This window comes from Variovorax boronicumulans, assembly GCF_009811375.1.
Lineage (GTDB): Bacteria > Pseudomonadota > Gammaproteobacteria > Burkholderiales > Burkholderiaceae_C > Variovorax > Variovorax boronicumulans.
Genome location: NZ_BKDH01000001.1, coordinates 2,766,755 through 2,784,709, shown reverse-complemented (window position 1 = coordinate 2,784,709; position 17,955 = coordinate 2,766,755). Strand labels below are relative to the sequence as shown.

The window sequence follows — 17,955 nt, the reverse complement described above, 5'->3', positions numbered from 1 at the left end:
CCTTCACCCGCTCCAGCCCCCATTCCTCGGCGCCCGGCAGCCTCTCAACCGATGCCGTGCTGCCGCAGCACCTCGGCCTCATCGCCGGTGATCCAGCCGAACACCTTCGCGCTGTCCCCCTCGAGCCGCACCAGATAGACATTGGTGAAGTCGATCACCTTCTGCGCGCCCTCGACCTTGTAGATCGCTCTCCACGCCACGCGGGCGAGCCCGTGCAATTCGTCGATGGCCGAGATGTCCAGGTTGCGCACGTTCATCCGCTGCACGCCGGTGTCGCGGTAATGCTGGAACCCCTTCGCGGACACGCGCCTGAGTTCTTCATCGTTCTTGCCCGTGAAGACGCCGGCGGGCGAAGCGGCAATGAAGCACGCGGCGTACAGCGCCGCCACGGCTTCGAGGTCGGCTTCGCCGGTCAGTCCCGCATTGAATTCCCGCTCATAGCGGTCGAACAACGCGCGCGTCGCAGATTGGATCGGGTGGGCTTCGGCTCCGTTGAGCATGATGGCGGGCGCTCCTTGTCGATGGCGTTTCCGACCGGATGCCCGTTATGTCATGCCCGTATCAAGGTCGAATTTCGGTGACCTTCGCACCCTGCACCGACGCACCCGCCTCCAGGCCCACATTGGTCATCACGAAAGCGACCACGGGTTGCCGGAAGGTGCTGCTGTCGACGACGCCGTTGGCACCGTAGCGTGCCAGCGCCACCGTCGCGTCGACGCCCACCGTCCAGCCCCGGCTCTGGCGGAATTTGTCCAGCGCCTCCCTGGAGGTGAACACGTAGAACACGGCCTTCGACTGCGCACCGGCCTGGAAGCCGATGGAGCCGGCGGTCGTGCTGTAGTAGCTCTGCGTGCGGCCGCCGCTGCGCAGGGCACCGCGACCATAGTCGGCGCCGATGCCGAAGCTTCCGCCCACCACGGACGGGAACACCAGCACGCCCTGCGCGCCAGCGACGAGCGCGCGCGAACCGGCGACGGTGTCATAGAGGCGGGCCAGCGATGCGTCGACCTGGGCGTCGATGGCCGATGCCGAGGACGCCGGGATGTCGTTCGCCGCGCCGCTGGGGCGGGTGACCGTGCAGCCGGTCACGGCGAGGCTCGCCGCGATGGCGGCGGCTGCAAGCAGGTGGAAAGGTGCGACGTGCATGGCAAGTCCTCCAGGAAGAAAGGGAAGGGACAGTGAATCGGGGTGAAGGACCTCGCCTGGTCAGACCTTCTCAGGCCTCGACGGGTTGCGAGATGCCGCACAGCGCCTCGGCGGCCGGTTTGACCTTGGGCTCCTTCACCGCGACATCGGCCAGCGCCAGGATGCCCACCAGCCGCTTGTCGCGGTTGACGATGGGCAGGCGCCGGATCTGGTGCTCGGCCATGAGCTGCGCCGCATGGTCGACGGCGTCGTCCTCGTAGGCCCAGCGGATGCCGTCCGACATGACGTCGCGCACCTTGGCGTTGCCGTCGTGTCCTTCGGCGATGCCGCGCACGGCAATGTCGCGGTCCGAGATCGCGCCGATCATGCGGTCGTTCTCGCCCACCGGCATCATCCCGAAGTCGCCGTCGCGCATGCGCCTGGCGGCCTCCGCGATGGTGGCGTCGGGACTGATGACCTCGACATCGCGGGTCATCACAGCGTTGACTTTTCGCATCTGGAATCCTTTGAAGAAAAAGTAAGTTGGGCGGCCGTGGTTCATGGCGGGAAAAGGGGTGCGCACGGCACTGATCCGGCGCAGCTACAGGTCTAGTCTTCTGCGCGGCCCGAGGTGTAGGACAACCGCCGAAAAGCCGGTGGTGCAAAGGAAGAACGCGCGCATGCCGCAGCCTGGGCGTGTCCCCATGTCGCGAAGGGCATGGGGCTCGCCGGGGTTGATGACCGTCGCTGATGCGTGCCCGCCACATCGCCCCCGCAGCGGCTGTGACCAATCGCGGCAATATCGTTACGGCCTGTTGAACGCGACGCGGAAGCCGCGTTCTCGACGCCGCGCGCGCAGCGGGCCGCTTCATCGGACCTTGCCCCGTGCGATGCCCGTGGGCCTTCGAGACAAACGCGATCACGCGCTGTTCCGCGCGTGCCGACACGCCCAGCCCGTGTCAACCCCCACCGCCGCAACACCTATGTAGGACTTCGCCCGGTCCGTGGCCGAAAAGTAGATGTGAAGTTCGCACATCTTGTTTCTCCCGGAAGCAGGACGGGCCGCGCTTTGGGCGTACCTTTATTGCACCGCAGCACGAAAAATCGAAGGCGCGGACTGAGGGATCGGGAGGGTTGAGTCAAGTCTCTTTCTTCACCAGACGGCATGCCGTTCGCCGGCATGCCGTCGATGTTTCCAAGAGGTGGTTATGCGAGTGTCCAGACCCATTCCTTTTCCGTCGGAACCGGGCCGACCGCGCGCCCCGGGTGCCGGACGTGCCCGGCGCCAGCGGGGCGCCTTCGTTCCGAAGCTGGCGGCCTATGCGCTGCTGGCCTTCGTGCTGTGGCTGATGGTCGCCACGCTGGTCGAGCCGCTCTTGTCCTCGCAGGCCACGCGGGCCGTGCTGCAGGCGCCGGTCGGCATCGTCACCTCGCCGATCAACGGCGTGGTGACGCAGATGGCGGTGCGCACGCGCGACGCTGTGGCGCCCGGCACGCTGGTGGCCACGGTGCGCAACCCGACCGTCAGCCAGGAGATCCTCACCACGCTGACCACGCAGCGCCTGGCCCTGCAGAGCCAGCTGTCGCAGCTGGGCAACCAGTACAAGTCCGACAGCCAGGAGATGCGCTCCATCGGCCAGCAGGCGCAGGTGACCCGTCAGGCCTCGCTGGCGCAGACCTGGGACGCGTGGGAGATCGCACAGCGCCAGCGCGACGTGGCGCACAGCGTGGTCGCCGAGCAGGAGAACAAGGTGCGCACCAACGAAGCGCTGCTGAAAGAAGGCGCCATCAGCGAGCAGGTGATGAACGCGTCCGAGGCCCAGCTGAGCACCGCGCGTGCCAATGCAGCGGTGGCCGAGCAGGCCTTCGCGGGGCAGGCGCAGACGGTGGCGAGCGCGGGGCAGGGCGCCTTCGTGGGCACCAGCGGCAACAGCCTGTTCCAGACGCTCGCGAGCCGGCGCGAAGCGCTGCGCAACAGCAGCGACCGCGCGCGCCAGGACGGCACCGCGATCGTCAAGCAGCTCGCGCAGATCACGCAGCTCGAGGACGAAGAGCGCCGCCGCGTCGACAAGCTCGCCGCCTACGAGGTCAAGGCGAGCCAGCCCGGCATGGTGCACACGGTGCTGGCGCCCGAGGGCGCGTATGTCATGGCGGGCTCCTCGCTGGTGCGCGTGACCGACTGCAGCCGGATCGGCGTCGTCGCCGTGTTTCCCGCGCGGTTGGCCAAGCGGCTGAGCGTCGGTTCCAAGCTCGACGTGAAGGTGGCGCAGAACGTCGACGTGCAGGCGCGCGTCGAGCAGCTGCTGCCCGTGGCCTCCGACGCACTGCAGAGCACGTACAGCGTGCCCTTCCCCTTTGCCGAGCAGGGCTCGATCTATGCGGTGGCGCGCATCGAGGCGCCCGAGCCGCCGCCCTCGGAAGACGGCAGCCGTCAGACCCTGTGCGTGCCGGGCAAGGTGGTCTCGGCCAGCCTCGCCAAGGCGTGAAAAAGCATGTCGCGCAGCCCACCGAGAACGCCATGTCGATCCCTTTCTCCTTCCGTGCCGTGGCACGGTGCGCCGCCGCATCGATGGCGCTCGCCGGCATCGCTGCTGCTGCGCCTCCCTCTTCACCCGGTGCCACGCAGAAGGCCCTTGCGCGCGAGAGCTGCGACGGGTTGCGGCGCGCCGTCGCGCATGACCAGGGGGGCGCGACGTCGGGGCCGCTGTTCCTGACCAGCTACCGCCCGGCGAATGCACAGGGCGAACCGCCGTTCGAGCCTGCGCTGGCGGGCGCCGGCTTCACCTACGACAACGCGCTGGCCGGCATCGCGCTGCTGGCGTGCGGCGAGCGCGCCGCCGCGCGGCGCATCGGCGACGCCGTGGTGCGGGCGGTGGCGCACGACCAGACGATGCCCGACGGGCGCGTGCGCAATGCCTACCGCGCCGGGCCGGTCACCGAGGAAAAGCCCGCGCTGCCCGGCCGCTGGGATGCGGGGCGCAAGCAGTGGATCGCCGATGCCTACCAGGTCAGCACCGCCACCGGCAACGTGGCCTGGGCCGCGTTGCTGCTGCTGAACCTGCACCAGGCCGAGCCCACGCCCGCCTACCTGGCGACCGCGCGACGGCTGCTGGCCTGGACCGAGCAGAACACGCGCGCCCGGAACGGCCCCGACGGCTACAACGGCGGGCGCCACGGCTGGGACCACGCGCAGCGCGCGCAGACCTGGAAGTCGACCGAGCACAACCTGGACATCGCCGTGGCGGCGGCGTGGGCCGCACGGGCCGTGCGCGCCGACGGCCAGCCGGACGGACCCGAGCCACGCCAGGCGCGCACCGCGCTCGATTTCGTGGGCCGCATGTGGAACCCGTCGGAGCAGCGCTTTCACATCGGCACCAAGGAGGATGGCGCCACGATCTCCACCGAAGGCTCCGGCCTCGATGCGCAGCTGTGGCCTTTGCTCGCGGCGCCCGAGGGCTCCTGCGCCTGGGTGCGCAGCCTCGACTGGGTCGAGAAGCACCACCGCGTCGGCGCGGGCTACGGTTTCTCGCGCGAGCCCGACGGCATCTGGACCGAAGGCAGCGCGCAGGCCGCCGCCACGCTGGTGGCCCGCAAGGGCGCGGCGCCCGAGGCGCTGTGGCAGCTGCTGGCCTCGCAGCGCGCCGGCAACGGCCTGTACTACGCCACGCCGAGCGCGCGCATTGCCACCGGCCTGGCTATCGGCCCCGATTCGACCGGTGCCGATTTCTTCTACTACCGCTGGCCGCACCTGGGCGCGACCGCCTGGATCGCCCTGGCCGCCACGGGTTTCAACCCCTTCACCGGCAAGACCGCCGCATCGGAAGTCCCCTCATGTCCAGCCTGATCGCCACACCGGAATTCCAGCTCAACGCCCTGGTCGGGGGGCTCGCCTTGCTCCTCATGACCTGGGCCAGGGTCGAGCGCATCACCCACCGCGTGCTGTTCGGCGCGCTCACCGCGTTGCTGCTGCTGCGCTACGCCGTCTGGCGCGTGGTCGCCACGATGCCGCCCTCGGACCTGGGCTTCGAGACCCTGTTCGCCTGGGTGTTCCTGGGCTTCGAGCTCACGGCCATCGTCTACACGCTGATGTCGATCCACATGCTCATGCGGCGCCGCGACAACCGCGCGCAGGCCGACCGGGGCGAGGCCGCATTGCGCGAACGCCATGCGCGTGGCGAGGAGGTGCCGGCCGTCGATGTCTTCATCTGCACCTACAACGAAGAGCTGGCCGTGCTCGAGAAGACCATCATCGCCGCGCAGGCCATCGACTACCCGCGGCTGAACGTCTGGGTGCTCGATGACACGCGGCGCGACTGGCTGCGCGCGTACTGCGAGCGCCGCGGCGTGCACTACGCGCGGCGGCCCGACAACCGCAATGCCAAGGCCGGCAACCTCAACAACGGCCTGCGCCTGTCCGCGGGCGTGACCGACGCGCCGTTCATCCTCGTGCTCGACGCCGACTTCGCGCCGCAGCGCCAGATCGTCTACCGCATGCTCGGCCTGTTCGAGGACCGCCGCGTGGGGCTGGTGCAGACGCCGCAGTTCTATTACAACGCCGACCCCATCCAGCACAACCTGCGCGCCACCGACAGCTGGGTCGACGAGCAGCGCGTGTTCTTCGACGTGCTGCAGCCCGCCAAGGACGCGGTCGATTCGGCGTTCTGCGTGGGCACATCGTTCATCGTGCGGCGCGACGCGATCACCGAGGCCGGCGGGTTCCCGGTCGGCAGCGTGTGCGAAGACATCCACACCACCTACCTGCTGCTGCGCCACGGCCGCATCACGCGCTGGCTGGGCGAGCGGCTGTCCAACGGGCTGTCGGCCGAGAGCATCATCGACTACATCAACCAGCGCAGCCGCTGGTGCCTGGGCACCGTGCAGCTCGCGCTGCTGCCCGACGGGCCCCTGCGCGGCCCGGGCTACAGCCTGTCGGCGCGGCTGCACTTCCTGCACGGGCTGCTGCACTGGCTGGGCAAGCCCTTCATGGTGCTGGTGCTGCTGGCGCCGGCGCTGTACTGGTATGCCGGCGTCTCGGCCTTCCATGCCACGCCGCAGGCCTTTGCGGCCTACGGCCTGCCGTCGCTCGTGATGTTCTGGGCCTACAGCTACTGGGTCAGCCAGCGCCGCTGCCTGCCCGTGTTCAGCGAGGTGAGCCAGCTGGTGGCGGCAATGGCCGTGAGCGGCACGCTGGCGCGCGCGATGCTGAAGCCCTTCGGCCATCCGTTCAAGGTGACGGCCAAGGGGCTGGACCGCTCGCGCACCGTGGTGCACTGGAAGCTGGTGGCCGTCTTCGGCGGGCTGCTGGTGGCGCTGCAGGGCGCGGCCGCGATGGCGGCCCTGGGCGGCGAGGCGCTCACGCCGGGCGACCAGCTCAACCTCGTGTGGACCGGCATCGCGCTGGTGCTGTGCCTGAGCGCGCTCATGGCCTGCGTCGACCTGCCGCGCCCGCAGCAGGAAGAGCGCTTTCCCTGGCGCGCGCGGGCACGGGTGCGCACGGCGACGGGCGAGGGCGAGTCGCGCTTCGTCAACATCGCGGCCGACGGCGCGCTGCTCGAAGGCCGGGGGCCGCTCAAGCGCCTGCGCGTCGGGCAGCCGCTGGAGGTGCATGTCGAGCCGGTCGGCTGGCTGCCGGCCCACCTCGCCGCGCGCGGCAGGGCGGGCGCCGAGCTGAAGTTCGCCGCCACCGAGGCGCAGCGCGAAGACCTCGTGCGCCATGTCTTCAACGTGCCGCCGAGCCACGTGGCCGTGCAGGTGCGGCCCTGGCAGGCGGCGTCGGCATTGTTCGCGAGTGCGGGCATGCGCGCGCCGGGCGCGGGCTTCGCGCGGCTGTCGCTGCGCCTGCTCTTCGCGGTGCTGGCCGTGTGCATCGTGCTCGTGACGACCGGGTGCAACCTCACGCCGCCGCTCAAGGACCCCGACCTGTCGGTGCCTTCGCAGTGGCCCGCGGGCGCCACGGCGCCGGGCGCGCAGCCCGTGGACTGGCGCAGCTTCGTGCAGGACGAGGAACTGCGCGGCCTGATCGCCACCGCGCTCGAGCAGAACCGCGACCTGCGCGCCTATGCCGCGAAGGCCCGCGAGGCGCGCGCGAACTATGCGGGCAACCGCGCGTCGCTGTTCCCGGCGCTGGGCCTGTCGGCGCATGCCCAGCGCGCGCAGACCACGCCGCAGGGCTCGCTCAGCCCGGTCGGCAACCTGCCATCGGACGGGCGCGTGTCCAACAGCTTCGACGTGCAGGCGGGCGTGATGTCGTACGAGCTCGATTTCTTCGGCCGGCAGCAGAGCACCGCGCAACAAAGCGGCGCGCTCGCCGAGGCCGGCGACAAGGACCACGCGGCCGCGCGCATGAACCTGGTGGGCGAGGTGTCGAACGCCTACCTCACGCTGCGCGCCGACCGTGCCCTGCTCGCGCTGGCCGAGTCCAACGAGGCCGCGCTGAACGCCAATGCCGACACGATCGGCCGCGCCCGCGCCGTGGGCGGCGCCGCGCAGCTGGACGTGTACCGGGTGCAGTCGCTGCTGCAGACCGCGCGCGTGCGGCAGGAGGAATACCGCATGCGTGTCGCGCAGGACCTGCAGTGGCTCAACGTGCTGGTCGGGCGCCCCGTGCCGCCCGAGACGGGCAGCGCGCGGCCCTGGCCCGAGCGCTCCACCGCGCAGGTCGCGGCCGGGTTGCCGTCGAGCCTGCTGCAGCGCCGGCCTGACCTGCTCGCGGCCTATGCACGCGTCGAGGCCGCCAACGCCGGCGTGGGCGCGGCCAAGGCCGCGATGCTGCCGACCATCTCGCTCACGGCGCTGGCCGGCGGTGTGAGCAAGGAGCTGTCGACCTTGCTCAGCAGCGGCAACAGCAGCTGGGCCGGCGTGCTGGGCGTGTCGCTGCCGATCTTCGACTGGGGCCGCCGGTCGGCCAACGTGAGCGCCAGCGAAGAGCGGCTGGCCGCCGCGATGGCCGGTTACGAATCGGCGGCGCAGGTCGCCTTTCGCGAGGTGGCCCACGCGCTGATCGCCAGCGACCACCTGCAGCCGCAGCTGGAGGCGCAACAGGCGCGCGTGCAGGTGCTCGAGAAGGTGGCCGGCATCTCGCGCACGCGTTTTCGCAGCGGCATGGAAGACTACTTCTCCAGCCAGGATGCGCAGCGCGAGCTCTACACCGGGCAGCAGCAGCTGATCGAACTGCAGCTCAAGGCGGCGGTGAACACCGTGAACCTGTACAAGGCGCTGGGCGGGGGCTGGGGCAGCGCGTAGCGCGTGGCGTTGGCGCAGGGCTGACGCGGCCGCGTGCGTGCGACCGGCGATTCAGTTCACTGCACCTCGTCGCACCACACCCTGAACCCATCCAGTTCGTTGGGCCCGAAGGTGTTGGACAGCGCGACGTCGCTGGCGTCGCGCCCTTGCGCGATCAGCACGCGGCCGATGCGGGGCACGTTGTTGCGCGCGTCGAAGGTGTACCAGCGGTCGCCCAGGAAGGCCTCGAACCAGCCCGCGAAGTCCATCGTGCCGTGCGGGGGCGGCGTGCCGACATCGCCGAGGTAGCCGCTGCAATAGCGGGCCGGAATGTTCAGGCAGCGGCACATCGTGATGGCCAGGTGCGCATAGTCGCGGCACACGCCTTGCCCTTCCTTGAAGGCTTCGAACGCCGAGCGGGTGCGCCGCGCATGCGGGTAGCCGAACTCGATGTGCTGGTGCACGAAGTCGCACACCGCCTGCACGCGGCCCCAGCCGGTCGGGCCGTTGCCGAAGCGCTGCCAGGCGAAGTCGGACAGCAGGTCGGTTTCGCAGTACCGGCTGCCCAGCAGGTAGAGCAGGGTGGACTCGGGCAGGTACTCCACCGGCACCTGCGGCGCCGAGGGCACGACGATGTCGGGTGCGCCGCTGTCGTGAACCACGGTGTCCGTGCTCAGCACGAAGCGGCCCGCGGGGGCGACCAGGCGTGTGCACCAGTTCCCGAACAGGTCGCGGTACGCGGTGGTGGGAACGGCCGGTTTCGTGAGCAGATGGTCCGGGCGCAGCAGGTCCGAGGCGCGCGAGTAGTGAATGCTGAGGGCCAGGATCATCGGCGTCGGCCGGGGAAACTGGTAGGCGATCTCGAAACCGAGCTGGATGTTCATCGGCCCATGATGCGCCTTCATTCGCCAGCGCGCGGGAATTCGCGGTGCGATGCCAGCGCGCGGCGGCTTTCAGGGGGCGTCGCCGGACCCCGACGTGGCGTGGCGCTGCTCGGCATAGGCCTTCAGCGACCGCATGGTCCGGGGCAGTCCGTGTCGAACCTGCTTGGCGACGCCCGGCCCGAACAGGAAGGCCAGGGCGCCGGTGAACCACACGCGGTGCACCACGTCCGAGCCGCTGTCCGTTGCGGACACCGTGTGCTTGAAGTGCATGCGGAACAAGGGGATGTAGCCCTGCGCGGTGAACGATTGGCCCTCGGAGCGCTCCGTGACCACCATCGGGACGCCCATGCCTTTTTGCGGAACGATCCGGCCCTTGGTGCCCACGGCGAAGGGGCCGTCGAGCCGGGCCTGCTTGGTGTCCGGGTCCCACAGGTGCCATCGGTCGACCTCGCTCCAGATGCGGTCGATGACCCGGGGCGGGACGGCGATGTGGATGCGTTCTTCGATGTGCATGGGAGGAGGGGTTGAAGGGATCGTGGAGCCTAACGCACGCGGCGCGTCATGCCTTGCGGCTCCAGTCGTCAGCGCTCCTTGCGCAGGATGGCTTCCAGCGCCTCCATGGCTTGCAACGCCGAGGGGCTGAGGTAGCCGCCGGCGCGCCGCACGATGCCCACGCGACGGGTCGATCGCCATCCGCCGACGGGGCTGACCGGCACGAACTGCGCCGCGACCGGCGGCTCTTTCAGCACCGAACGCGGCACCGGCATCAAGGCGCCCAGCGAGCGCACCAACGCCAGCTCGCGCTGGGACGAACGCGAGGTGCCCACCGGCTCGGGCGGGTCGAGCCGGTGCGCGCGGAAGTTCGCTTCGAACTCGGTGTGCGTCGACGTGCCGGGCGCCATGACGATCCACCGCGCCTGCGCGAGCTGGTCCCAGCCCACCTCGCGTCTGGTGCGTGCCAGCGGATGGCCGATCGGCGCCATGGGCAGCAACGGGTCGTCCCGCAGGCCTTCCCATGCCAGCGCGGCCGTCGGCTTCTTGTGCAGGCCGGTCAGGGCGAACTCCAGCTCGCCCATGGCGACGGCCCGCGTGAGCGAGTCGGAGTTGCCACCCGACAGGTCCACGCGGATCCCGCGCTCGATGAGCGCGGCCACCACCGGCAGCACCCAGCGGTCGGGAATGCCGTCGCCGACACCGCAGCGCAGCACGCCGGCGCGCGCCTGCCGCAGGTCGCGCAGTTCCGCATGCAGGTCGGTGGCGTCCAGGTCGATGCGCTGCGCTCGCTTCAGGAAGGCCTGGCCCAGCTCGGTGGGGCGCATGCCCCGGGCCAGCCGTTCGAACAGCTTGACCTTGGTGGCGCGCTCGAGCCGCGTCACGGCCTTGCTCAGGGTGCCCGGTGAAATGCCGAGACAGGCCGAGGCATGGCTCAGCCCGCCTTCGCGCGCGATCACCACGGCCAGATGGAGGTCGTTCAAGTTCATGGTTTTCCAAAGTGGAAAAGGTCGCCACGGAATGTAGGTTGCTGCGCGCCGGGCGGCAACCTATCGTTCAGCCCGGACACCACCAGGAGACACACCCATCATGCTTCGCAGTTCTTTCTTCCTGGGCGCCCTGTGCGCCTTCTGGGCCCTGGGGACTGCCTCGGCCTGCGCACAAGCGGCCTATCCTTCGCGCCCCATCACGCTGGTGGTTCCGTTCGCCGCGGGCAGCGGCACCGACATCGGCGCGCGCGTGCTGGCCAAGGACCTGACGGACATCCTGAAGGCGCCCGTCATCGTCGACAACAGGCAGGGCGCGAACGGCGCGCTGGGAACGGCGGCCGCAGCACGCGCGAAGCCCGACGGGTACACGCTGCTGATCGGCTCGGCCACGACCAACGCCGTCAATTTCTCGTTCTTCCCGGCCAGGCTCGGCTATGAACCCGGGTCGTTCGAGATGGTGGCGGGCCTGGGCAGCAGCCCGATCTCGCTGTACGTCGCGGCCAACGCCAAGTGGCGCAACCTGGCCGACCTGATGGCCTACGGCAAGGCCCATCCGAACGCGCTCAGGTGCGGCAGCGGCAACGCGGTGACGCAGGTGGCCTGCGAGATCTTTCGCAAGTCGGCGGGCATCGACGCCGTCACGGTTCCCTACAAGTCGAACCCGCAATCGCTGGCGGACCTGGCCGGCGGGCACATCGAGTTCGCGTTTTCCGACGCGTCGGTGGCCAAGGTCTTCATCGACGGGAACAAGCTGAAGCCGCTGGCCGTGGCCGCCGCGCGGCGCTATCTGGCCACGCAGGACGTCGGCACGTTCCGTGAACAAGGCATTGCCGATTTCGAGATCACCGGATGGACCGCCGTGTTCGTGCCCGCGGGCACGCCCGCGCCCATCGTCGAGACGCTGCATGAGGCCATCCGCAAATCGTCGGCGTCGCCGGAGTCGGTGCAACTGCGCGCCAGCAGCGGAACGCAGCCGCTGGCGTTCAATCTGGAAGAAGGTCGCCGCTTCGCCAGGGAAGAGATCGCCCGTTGGGCGCGTTATGTGAAGAACAGTGGTGTCAAGCCGGAGTGACGCGATGACATCGAACCCCACACCCCTGGCCGGCTTGCGCGTCATCGACTGGACCCACGTGCTGGCCGGCCCCTTCGCCGGCTACCAGCTCGGCCTGCTCGGCGCCGAGGTGATCCGCATCGAGCGCGCCGACGGCGACGACATGATCCGTGCCAAGGGCCTCGATGCCGAACTGACCGCCCTCGGACTGGGCGAGACCTTCGTGACGCAGGGCGCGGGCAAGCGCTCGCTGGCCATCGATGCGCGCGACCCGCGGGCCAAAGAGGCGCTGAGCGAACTGATCGGCAGCGCGGATGTGCTGCTGGAGAACTTCCGGCCCGGCAAGCTGGCGACGCTCGGCTTCGATCCGCAGCAACTGATCGCGCGCCATCCGCAGCTGGTCGTCTGCTCGATCACCGGCTTCGGCCCCGCATCGGACCGGCGCGCCTACGACCACGTGATCCAGGCCGCGAGCGGGCTCATGGCGGCCAACGCCGACCGCGACGGCAAGCCGCAGCGGGTGGGTTTCCCGCTCGTCGACTACGCCGTGGGCCAGCAGGCCGCGCTGGCGGTGATGAGCGCGCTCTACCGGCGCGACCGACCGAACGGCGAGGCGCGCACGCGCGGCGAATGGCTCCAGGTGTCGATGATGGGCGCGGCGCTCACGCTGATGGCGCCCACCTACGCGGGGCCGCTGGTCAGCGGCATGGAGATGCCGCGCAGCGCATCGACCGCGTTTTCCGGCAGCCCGCTGTCGGGCGCCTTCGAGGTGGCCGACGGCCAGCTGGCCATCGTCTGCAATGCGGCCGACCAGGCGAAGGGGCTGCTGAACGCGCTGCGCGAAGCCGGCACGGACGCCTCGCTGCTGTCGTCGCTGCACGAGGCCGCCGAACTGCGCGACGTGCCGCGCGCGCAGGCGCTGCTGGGCCAGGCGCTGGGTGGAAGAACCACGGCCGAATGGGATGCGCTGCTGACCCGCCACGGCGTGCCCGCCACGCCGGTGATGCGCCCCGCACAGGCGGCGGCACAGATGGCGCGCGACTGGCCGCACGTGGAACTGCCGTTGCCGAACGGCGCGCGGCGGGTGCCGGTGCCAGGCATCGGTTTCACGTCCAGCGAGCCGCTGACACCTTCGCTGCGCGCGCCGGTGCGTCGTGGCGCGGACACGCGCCGCCTTCTGGCCGAAGCCGGGCTGGAGGCGTCGGCCATCGCGGCCATGCTCGCCGACGGCGCGGCGAGCGAGCCTGCGGACTGAGCGCCGCGGTGGTCCCGCCGGGGCTGCGGCGCGTCCCGATTCAGCGCGGAAAGTGTGGCGAAAACGCCGAGAAAAATATTTCTCCAGGTTTTTCAGCGTCGCTGCCTGTTTCGCAGGCACCGTGTTGCAGGCCCCGCCAGGCAAGGGTTTCGCGCGCTGCGCACACGGTTTTCCACAACATTGTCCCCATCGGGATTGGAAAACCCGTCACTTCGATGTGCTAGGGCGCGAACCAGGCAGGGGCAGCCGCAGCCAGACGGTGGTGCCGGCACCGGGCGTGCTGTCCGCGCCCAGGGTGCCATTGTGTTTCTGGACCACCGCGCGCACGACGGAAAAGCCCAGGCCCATGCGCCGCGTGCCCGTGCCCTTGGTCTCGCCGGGGGCGGCTTCCGGCACGGTGGGCGCGCGCCGTCCGCGCGGCGCGTGGAGGAGGGCGTCGAGCTGTCCGGGCGTCATGCCCGAGCCTTGGTCGCTGACGGAGATCCGGACGCTGGTCGCGTCTGCGCCGTTGGCGCCGGGCTCGATGGCCATGCCCAATTCCACGCGGCGGCCGGACGGGCTGTGGCGGATGGCGTTGTTCAGCAGGTTGACGATGGCGCGGGTCAGCAAGGCCCCGTCGGCGCGCAGGATCGTGTCGCCGGCGTCGTCGTCGATGCGGGCTTCGACGCGCACGCCATGGGCCTGCGCGTAGTGCCACACCTGGTCTCTGGCATCGAGCAGCACGGCGCCGACGTGCGTGTCCGCAAAGCGGTAGTCGTCCGATTCGGCGAGCGCGAAGTCCATGAAGCCCTCGGCCATCGCGAGGGTGCGCTCAGCCTCGCGGCCGATGGCCGAACGCATGTCGGCATCGGCCGTGGGATGCATCGACAGGATGCTGAGGATCGTGACCTGCGGGCTGCGCAGGTCGTGCGACAGGAACTGGCGCCACTCGTCGCGCTGGCGCTGCGCTTCGCGCTCGGCCGTGAGCTCGGGCAGCATCACGACCCAGCCCCGGTCTTCGGGCGCGTCGCCGCTGAAGGCCGCGGCCTCCAGGCGGAACACGCGCGCGTCGGGGGTGGTGTATTCGCCGTGCAGCCGGTCGGTCCAGTGGGCAGCGTCCGTGCGGGTCGGCGTGCCGCTGGCGGGCGGCACGGCCAGCGGCGCGATCAGCTCGGGCAGGCGCACGCCGCGCAGCGCGGGCGGTGCAATGCCATCGTCGTCGTCGTGCGATGGCATGGCACCGGCGCCCAGCAGCCGGAAGGCCGCGGCGTTGCCCGACCCGATGCGCCCCTCTTCGTCGCAGATCAGCATGGCCACGGGCATCGCCTGCATGGCCTTGTCCATGAGCTGCTGCATGCGCCGCAGGCGTGCAATGGCGCGGTCGAGCGCCTGCTTGGGATGCTCCGCCGGATCGGCGGGCGCCGGCGAGCGGGCCGGCATGACTTCGAAGGTGCCGCCGGGCAGGGCGTCGAGCACCTGCGCGCGCTTGCGCAGGTAGACGAACTGCGATTCGAGACGGCGCCAGCTCCACAGCAGGTAGAGGATGGCCAGGCCGAGCATCGGCGCGACAGGCGGCAGCCAGTGGTGCCACGCCAGCATGGCGATGCCGCTGATCAGCAGGCACGCGCTCGCGAGGCCGGCGGCGATCGGCAGCGCGTGCCGGCCCCGTCGGACCAGCAGCCACAGCGCGAGCCACAGCGGCACCACCGTCCAGGCCGCGTGCCACAGCGGCGGCGACACGCTCACGTTGCGCCCGTGCATCAGGTTGTCGATGGCATTGGCATGCACCTCCACGCCGGGCAGCACGCCGCGGATGCCGGCGTTGGGCGTGAGCGTCTGGTCGCCGAGGCCGGGCGCGGTGGCGCCCACGAGCAGCAGCTTGTCGCGCAGCAGTTCGGCGGGCACTTCGCCGCGCAGCACGCTCACGTAGGGCACGGTGCGGTAGCTGCCGCGCGGGCCGGCGAACAGCAGGCGCAACGGGCTCTGGCGAAGCCAGTCGGTCGACATGGCCTCGGGGTCGATCGCAGGCGAGGGGACGCGCTGCGCCATCAACGCGCCCACGTAGGGCTGCAGCTGGTTCGGATAGCCCTCGAGCAGGTACAGCGTGCGCGCCACGCCGTCGGTGTCGGGCGCAAGGCCGGCATGCCCCACGCCGCGGGCCTGGGCGGCAAAGTCCGGCAGCGGCGGCAGGAAGCCCGGCCATTCGTGGCTCGTGAAGGCCAGGGGGCTCGCATGCAGCAGCGGCAGGTACACGGGCAGCAGGCCCATGGCCTGCGCCAGGTGCGCGTCTTCGCGCGGGTCGGCGCTCGGCTCGGTCAGGAAGAGATCGAGCAGCACCGCGCGCGGCGCCGCCGGGGCGAGCCGTTCGAGCAGGCGCGCGTGGGTCGCGCGGCTCCAGGGCCAGCGCCCGAGTTCGCGCAGGCTGTGCTCGTCGATGGCGATGATCAGGATGTCGGCCGACGCCCGGTGCGAGGCCAGGATCAGCAGGCGGTCGTGGATGTACGCATCCATCTGCAGCAGGCCCGGGCGGTGCGCCAGGCCGAGCATGGCCAGCGGCAGCAGCAGCGCCATCAGCAGGCGTTCGACGACGAGGCGCATGCGCGTGGCCCCGCTTCAGCGCGCCGGAATGTCGAAGCTTCCGCCGAAACCGGTCGCTGCGGATGCCGCACCGTCGGGGGTGGCTTGGCGTGCACGCCAGTGGTAGCGCCCGCCGAGCGCGAAGGGGCCGACCGTCATGCCGGTGGCATAGACCGCGGGCTCGTTGACCAGCAACACGGCGAAGTCAGGGCTGCGCGCGAGTTCGAAGGTGTAGCGCTGGCCCGCGATGCCCGGCCAGCGGACCTCCACGCGCCCGTCGGGCAGTGCGGTCGACGTGCTCTGGCCGCCCGCGCCGCCTTCGACCGTGGGCAGGTAGACCGTGCCGTCGCCCGGCAACCCTTCGAGCCGGGCGGCATCGAAGGCCGTGAGGCGCAGCTGGTAGAGGCCCGATGGCAGTTCCGCCGGCACCGTGAAGGAAGGTCCTGGGCCGCGTTGTTCGTACACCGGCAGCAGGAAGCGCTCGTCGCGCGCCAATTGCAGGCGGTAGGTTTGCGCGCCCGCAACGGGCGTGAAGCGGAACGTGCGGTCGTTGCGCGCCGTCGTTTCGGGCACCAGCTGGGGCGCCGGCAGCAGCCCCTGCGCTTGCGACGGGCCGCTCTCCAGCAGCACCGCGCCGCGGCCTTCGCGCAGCACGAGCGGCGGTTCTGCCTGCGCGGTGCGCTGCACCACCACTTCACCCGAAATCACTTCGCCGGTCAGCACGCCGTCTTCGTCGCGCACGCGAAAGTGCGTGCCGCGCACGCCCAGGCCCATCGACCGCGCGCGGATCTCGAATTGCTGGTTCGGCTGCTGCTTGTGCACCTGCGATTCGACGCGGCCTTCGATGAGCCGCAGCCGCACGGTATTGGCGTCGATGGCCAGCACCTCGAGCGCGCTGCGCGAGGGCAGCACGACGCGGCTGCCACCCGCCACCCCGAGGGTCACGAAGGCATCGGTGCCGGTGATGAGCGTGTCGCCGGCCTGGATCGGCAGGCCGGGCGTGAGGACCTGTTCAGGCACACCCGCGCGCTTGCGCGAGGCCCGGCCTTCGACCGCGGTGACCACCGCCGCGCCCTCGGGCACGAGCCGGCCATCGGCAAAGTACAGCACCGTGCCCGGTTGCAACAGGCGGGGCTCGCCCACCTGGTTGCGCTGCTGCACTTCGGGCCAGCGCAGCGGCGTGTCCATCTGCTGGCCCGAGATGCCCCACAAGGTCTCGCCGGGCTTCACCACGTGCGGCGACTGCGCGCCCGCCGCGGTGGCGAGGAGCAGCGCGGCGCAGGCCAGGAGGCGGTGCGGGCGGCGCAGGCGGAACAGGGTTGGGTGCGTCGTCGCCATCAGGAATCCGCCTGCGGTGCGTGTTGCGTGGCCTCGAGCCGGTAGCCGCGGCCATACACCGTGCGCAGGCTCAGTCCGCTTTCGGCTTCGAGGCCGAGCTTGCTGCGCAGCCGGTAGATGTGGCTGTCCAGCGTGCGCGAAGGCAGCTCTTCGTTGCTGTAGCCGGCGCTTTCGAGCAGATGCGCGCGCGACACCGTGTCGCCCATGTGCTGGAACAGCGTCAGCGCGAGCTTGAATTCGCGGTCGGTGAGGGCATGCCGCTGCGGCGCGGCGTCGTCGCCCGGGACCGGGTGGATCAGGACGCTTTGCGACACCCGTTCGAACTCCCAGCGGCCGAAGCGCTCGCCGTCGGACGGCGCGAGCGGCACGCGCCGGGCCATCAGGCGCTGCACGCGGGCGCGCAGTTCGAGCGGTCGGAAGGGTTTGACGATGTAGTCGTCGGCGCCGAGGTTCAGTGCCTGCACCACGTCGTGCTCGGAAGCGCGCGAACTCAGCATGAGCACCGGCACTTTGTCGGTCTGCCACTTGCGCAGCCACTGCAGCAATTCGACGCCGGCCAGGCCGGGCACGTTCCAGTCGAGCACCAGCAGATCGAAGCTTTCGCGCCGCAGTGCCTGTTGCAAGGTCGACCCGTTCGAAAACGTGATGCAGGTCACATTCGTCTCGCCAATTGTTAACAGCTGCTCGAGTGTCCGCACGAGATGCGAGAGCTGGTTCGGGTCGTCTTCAAGGATGGCGATGCGCATGGACTCCAAGGGTGGCGGCGGCAATTTTGACAGTGAATCCACACCCGAAATCTGACGAATTCCGTAGCGTGAACGTTAGCAACATTGTTGGCGATGGTTATGAAGTAGTAAAGAAATTCACAAATGCAGCCTAAAGCTGGCCGCAAATCTGACCAAACCTCACGCCGGCCCTTCGACCCTCGAAGGCCGTCGACATCATCCGCCCCCTGTAGCGCCACCCGGCGCTCCGATCACTCCACATCTCCGGTCATCTCCGCTCGCCATGTCGCGATCCTGCGGGGTACAGCCGGCTTGCATC

At 70.2% G+C, this 17,955-nt stretch carries 14 protein-coding genes; 5 read left to right on the top strand and 9 right to left on the bottom strand.

The window, feature by feature from the left end; translation table 11 throughout:
• Positions 1-44: 44 nt before the first annotated feature.
• From VHAB30_RS12740 to VHAB30_RS12730, 3 genes are all read right to left on the bottom strand, one after another.
• A complete protein-coding gene (locus VHAB30_RS12740; protein WP_216850711.1) occupies positions 45-500 on the bottom strand; it encodes a nuclear transport factor 2 family protein in 456 nt (151 codons plus the stop codon).
• A 61-nt stretch (positions 501-561) separates the two neighbouring features.
• Entirely contained in the window at positions 562-1,146 is a 585-nt protein-coding gene (locus VHAB30_RS12735; protein ID WP_095744962.1) for a BPSL1445 family SYLF domain-containing lipoprotein, read from the bottom strand.
• Between the two features lie 70 nt (positions 1,147-1,216).
• On the bottom strand, positions 1,217-1,642 hold the full coding sequence (locus VHAB30_RS12730) for a CBS domain-containing protein (protein ID WP_159277250.1): 426 nt from the start codon (positions 1,640-1,642) through the stop codon (positions 1,217-1,219).
• 691 nt (positions 1,643-2,333) lie between these two features.
• Here VHAB30_RS12730 and VHAB30_RS12725 point away from each other — a divergent pair.
• From VHAB30_RS12725 to VHAB30_RS12715, 3 genes are read left to right on the top strand one after another with little or no spacing between them, the layout of a single operon-like run.
• The gene (locus VHAB30_RS12725) at positions 2,334-3,611 is read left to right on the top strand and encodes an HlyD family efflux transporter periplasmic adaptor subunit (RefSeq protein WP_159277249.1); all 1,278 of its coding nucleotides are present in this window, start codon (positions 2,334-2,336) and stop codon (positions 3,609-3,611) included.
• A 32-nt stretch (positions 3,612-3,643) separates the two neighbouring features.
• Entirely contained in the window at positions 3,644-4,969 is a 1,326-nt protein-coding gene (locus VHAB30_RS12720; protein ID WP_159277248.1) for a hypothetical protein, read from the top strand.
• A complete protein-coding gene (locus tag VHAB30_RS12715) occupies positions 4,957-8,367 on the top strand; it encodes an efflux transporter outer membrane subunit (protein ID WP_159277247.1) in 3,411 nt (1,136 codons plus the stop codon). Before VHAB30_RS12720 ends, VHAB30_RS12715 begins: the two co-directional genes overlap by 13 nt.
• Before the next feature lie 56 nt (positions 8,368-8,423).
• On the opposite strand, the gene VHAB30_RS12710 is transcribed toward VHAB30_RS12715, so the two are convergent.
• The 3 genes from VHAB30_RS12710 to VHAB30_RS12700 all read right to left on the bottom strand — a co-directional run bounded on the left by VHAB30_RS12710 (position 8,424) and on the right by VHAB30_RS12700 (position 10,711).
• Positions 8,424-9,230 (bottom strand): transglutaminase-like domain-containing protein, encoded by an 807-nt coding sequence (locus VHAB30_RS12710; RefSeq protein WP_159277246.1) that lies wholly within the window; start codon positions 9,228-9,230, stop codon positions 8,424-8,426.
• A 69-nt stretch (positions 9,231-9,299) separates the two neighbouring features.
• Positions 9,300-9,743, bottom strand: a complete 444-nt coding sequence (locus VHAB30_RS12705) for an SRPBCC family protein (RefSeq protein WP_062482767.1) — start codon at positions 9,741-9,743, stop codon at positions 9,300-9,302.
• 68 nt (positions 9,744-9,811) lie between these two features.
• Positions 9,812-10,711, bottom strand: coding sequence for a LysR family transcriptional regulator (locus VHAB30_RS12700; protein ID WP_159277245.1), 900 nt, complete (start codon positions 10,709-10,711; stop codon positions 9,812-9,814).
• Between the two features lie 100 nt (positions 10,712-10,811).
• On the opposite strand from VHAB30_RS12700, the gene VHAB30_RS12695 reads away from it, so the two are divergent.
• Together VHAB30_RS12695 and VHAB30_RS12690 are read left to right on the top strand one after the other, a co-directional pair.
• On the top strand, positions 10,812-11,783 hold the full coding sequence (locus tag VHAB30_RS12695) for a Bug family tripartite tricarboxylate transporter substrate binding protein (RefSeq protein ID WP_159277244.1): 972 nt from the start codon (positions 10,812-10,814) through the stop codon (positions 11,781-11,783).
• A gap of 4 nt (positions 11,784-11,787) precedes the next feature.
• Positions 11,788-13,017, top strand: a complete 1,230-nt coding sequence (locus VHAB30_RS12690; protein WP_159277243.1) for a CaiB/BaiF CoA transferase family protein — start codon at positions 11,788-11,790, stop codon at positions 13,015-13,017.
• Positions 13,018-13,224: 207 nt separating this feature from the next.
• On the opposite strand, the gene VHAB30_RS12685 is transcribed toward VHAB30_RS12690, so the two are convergent.
• The 3 genes from VHAB30_RS12685 to VHAB30_RS12675 are packed head-to-tail and all read right to left on the bottom strand — an operon-like array spanning position 13,225 to position 17,657.
• Positions 13,225-15,594 (bottom strand): CHASE2 domain-containing protein, encoded by a 2,370-nt coding sequence (locus VHAB30_RS12685; RefSeq protein WP_159277242.1) that lies wholly within the window; start codon positions 15,592-15,594, stop codon positions 13,225-13,227.
• Positions 15,595-15,609: 15 nt separating this feature from the next.
• Positions 15,610-16,911: a FecR domain-containing protein gene (locus VHAB30_RS12680; protein WP_159277241.1), complete on the bottom strand. Its 1,302-nt coding sequence runs from the start codon at positions 16,909-16,911 to the stop codon at positions 15,610-15,612.
• Positions 16,911-17,657, bottom strand: coding sequence for a response regulator transcription factor (locus tag VHAB30_RS12675; protein WP_159277240.1), 747 nt, complete (start codon positions 17,655-17,657; stop codon positions 16,911-16,913). The genes VHAB30_RS12680 and VHAB30_RS12675 overlap by 1 nt, the downstream gene beginning before the upstream one ends.
• Positions 17,658-17,955 lie beyond the last annotated feature (298 nt).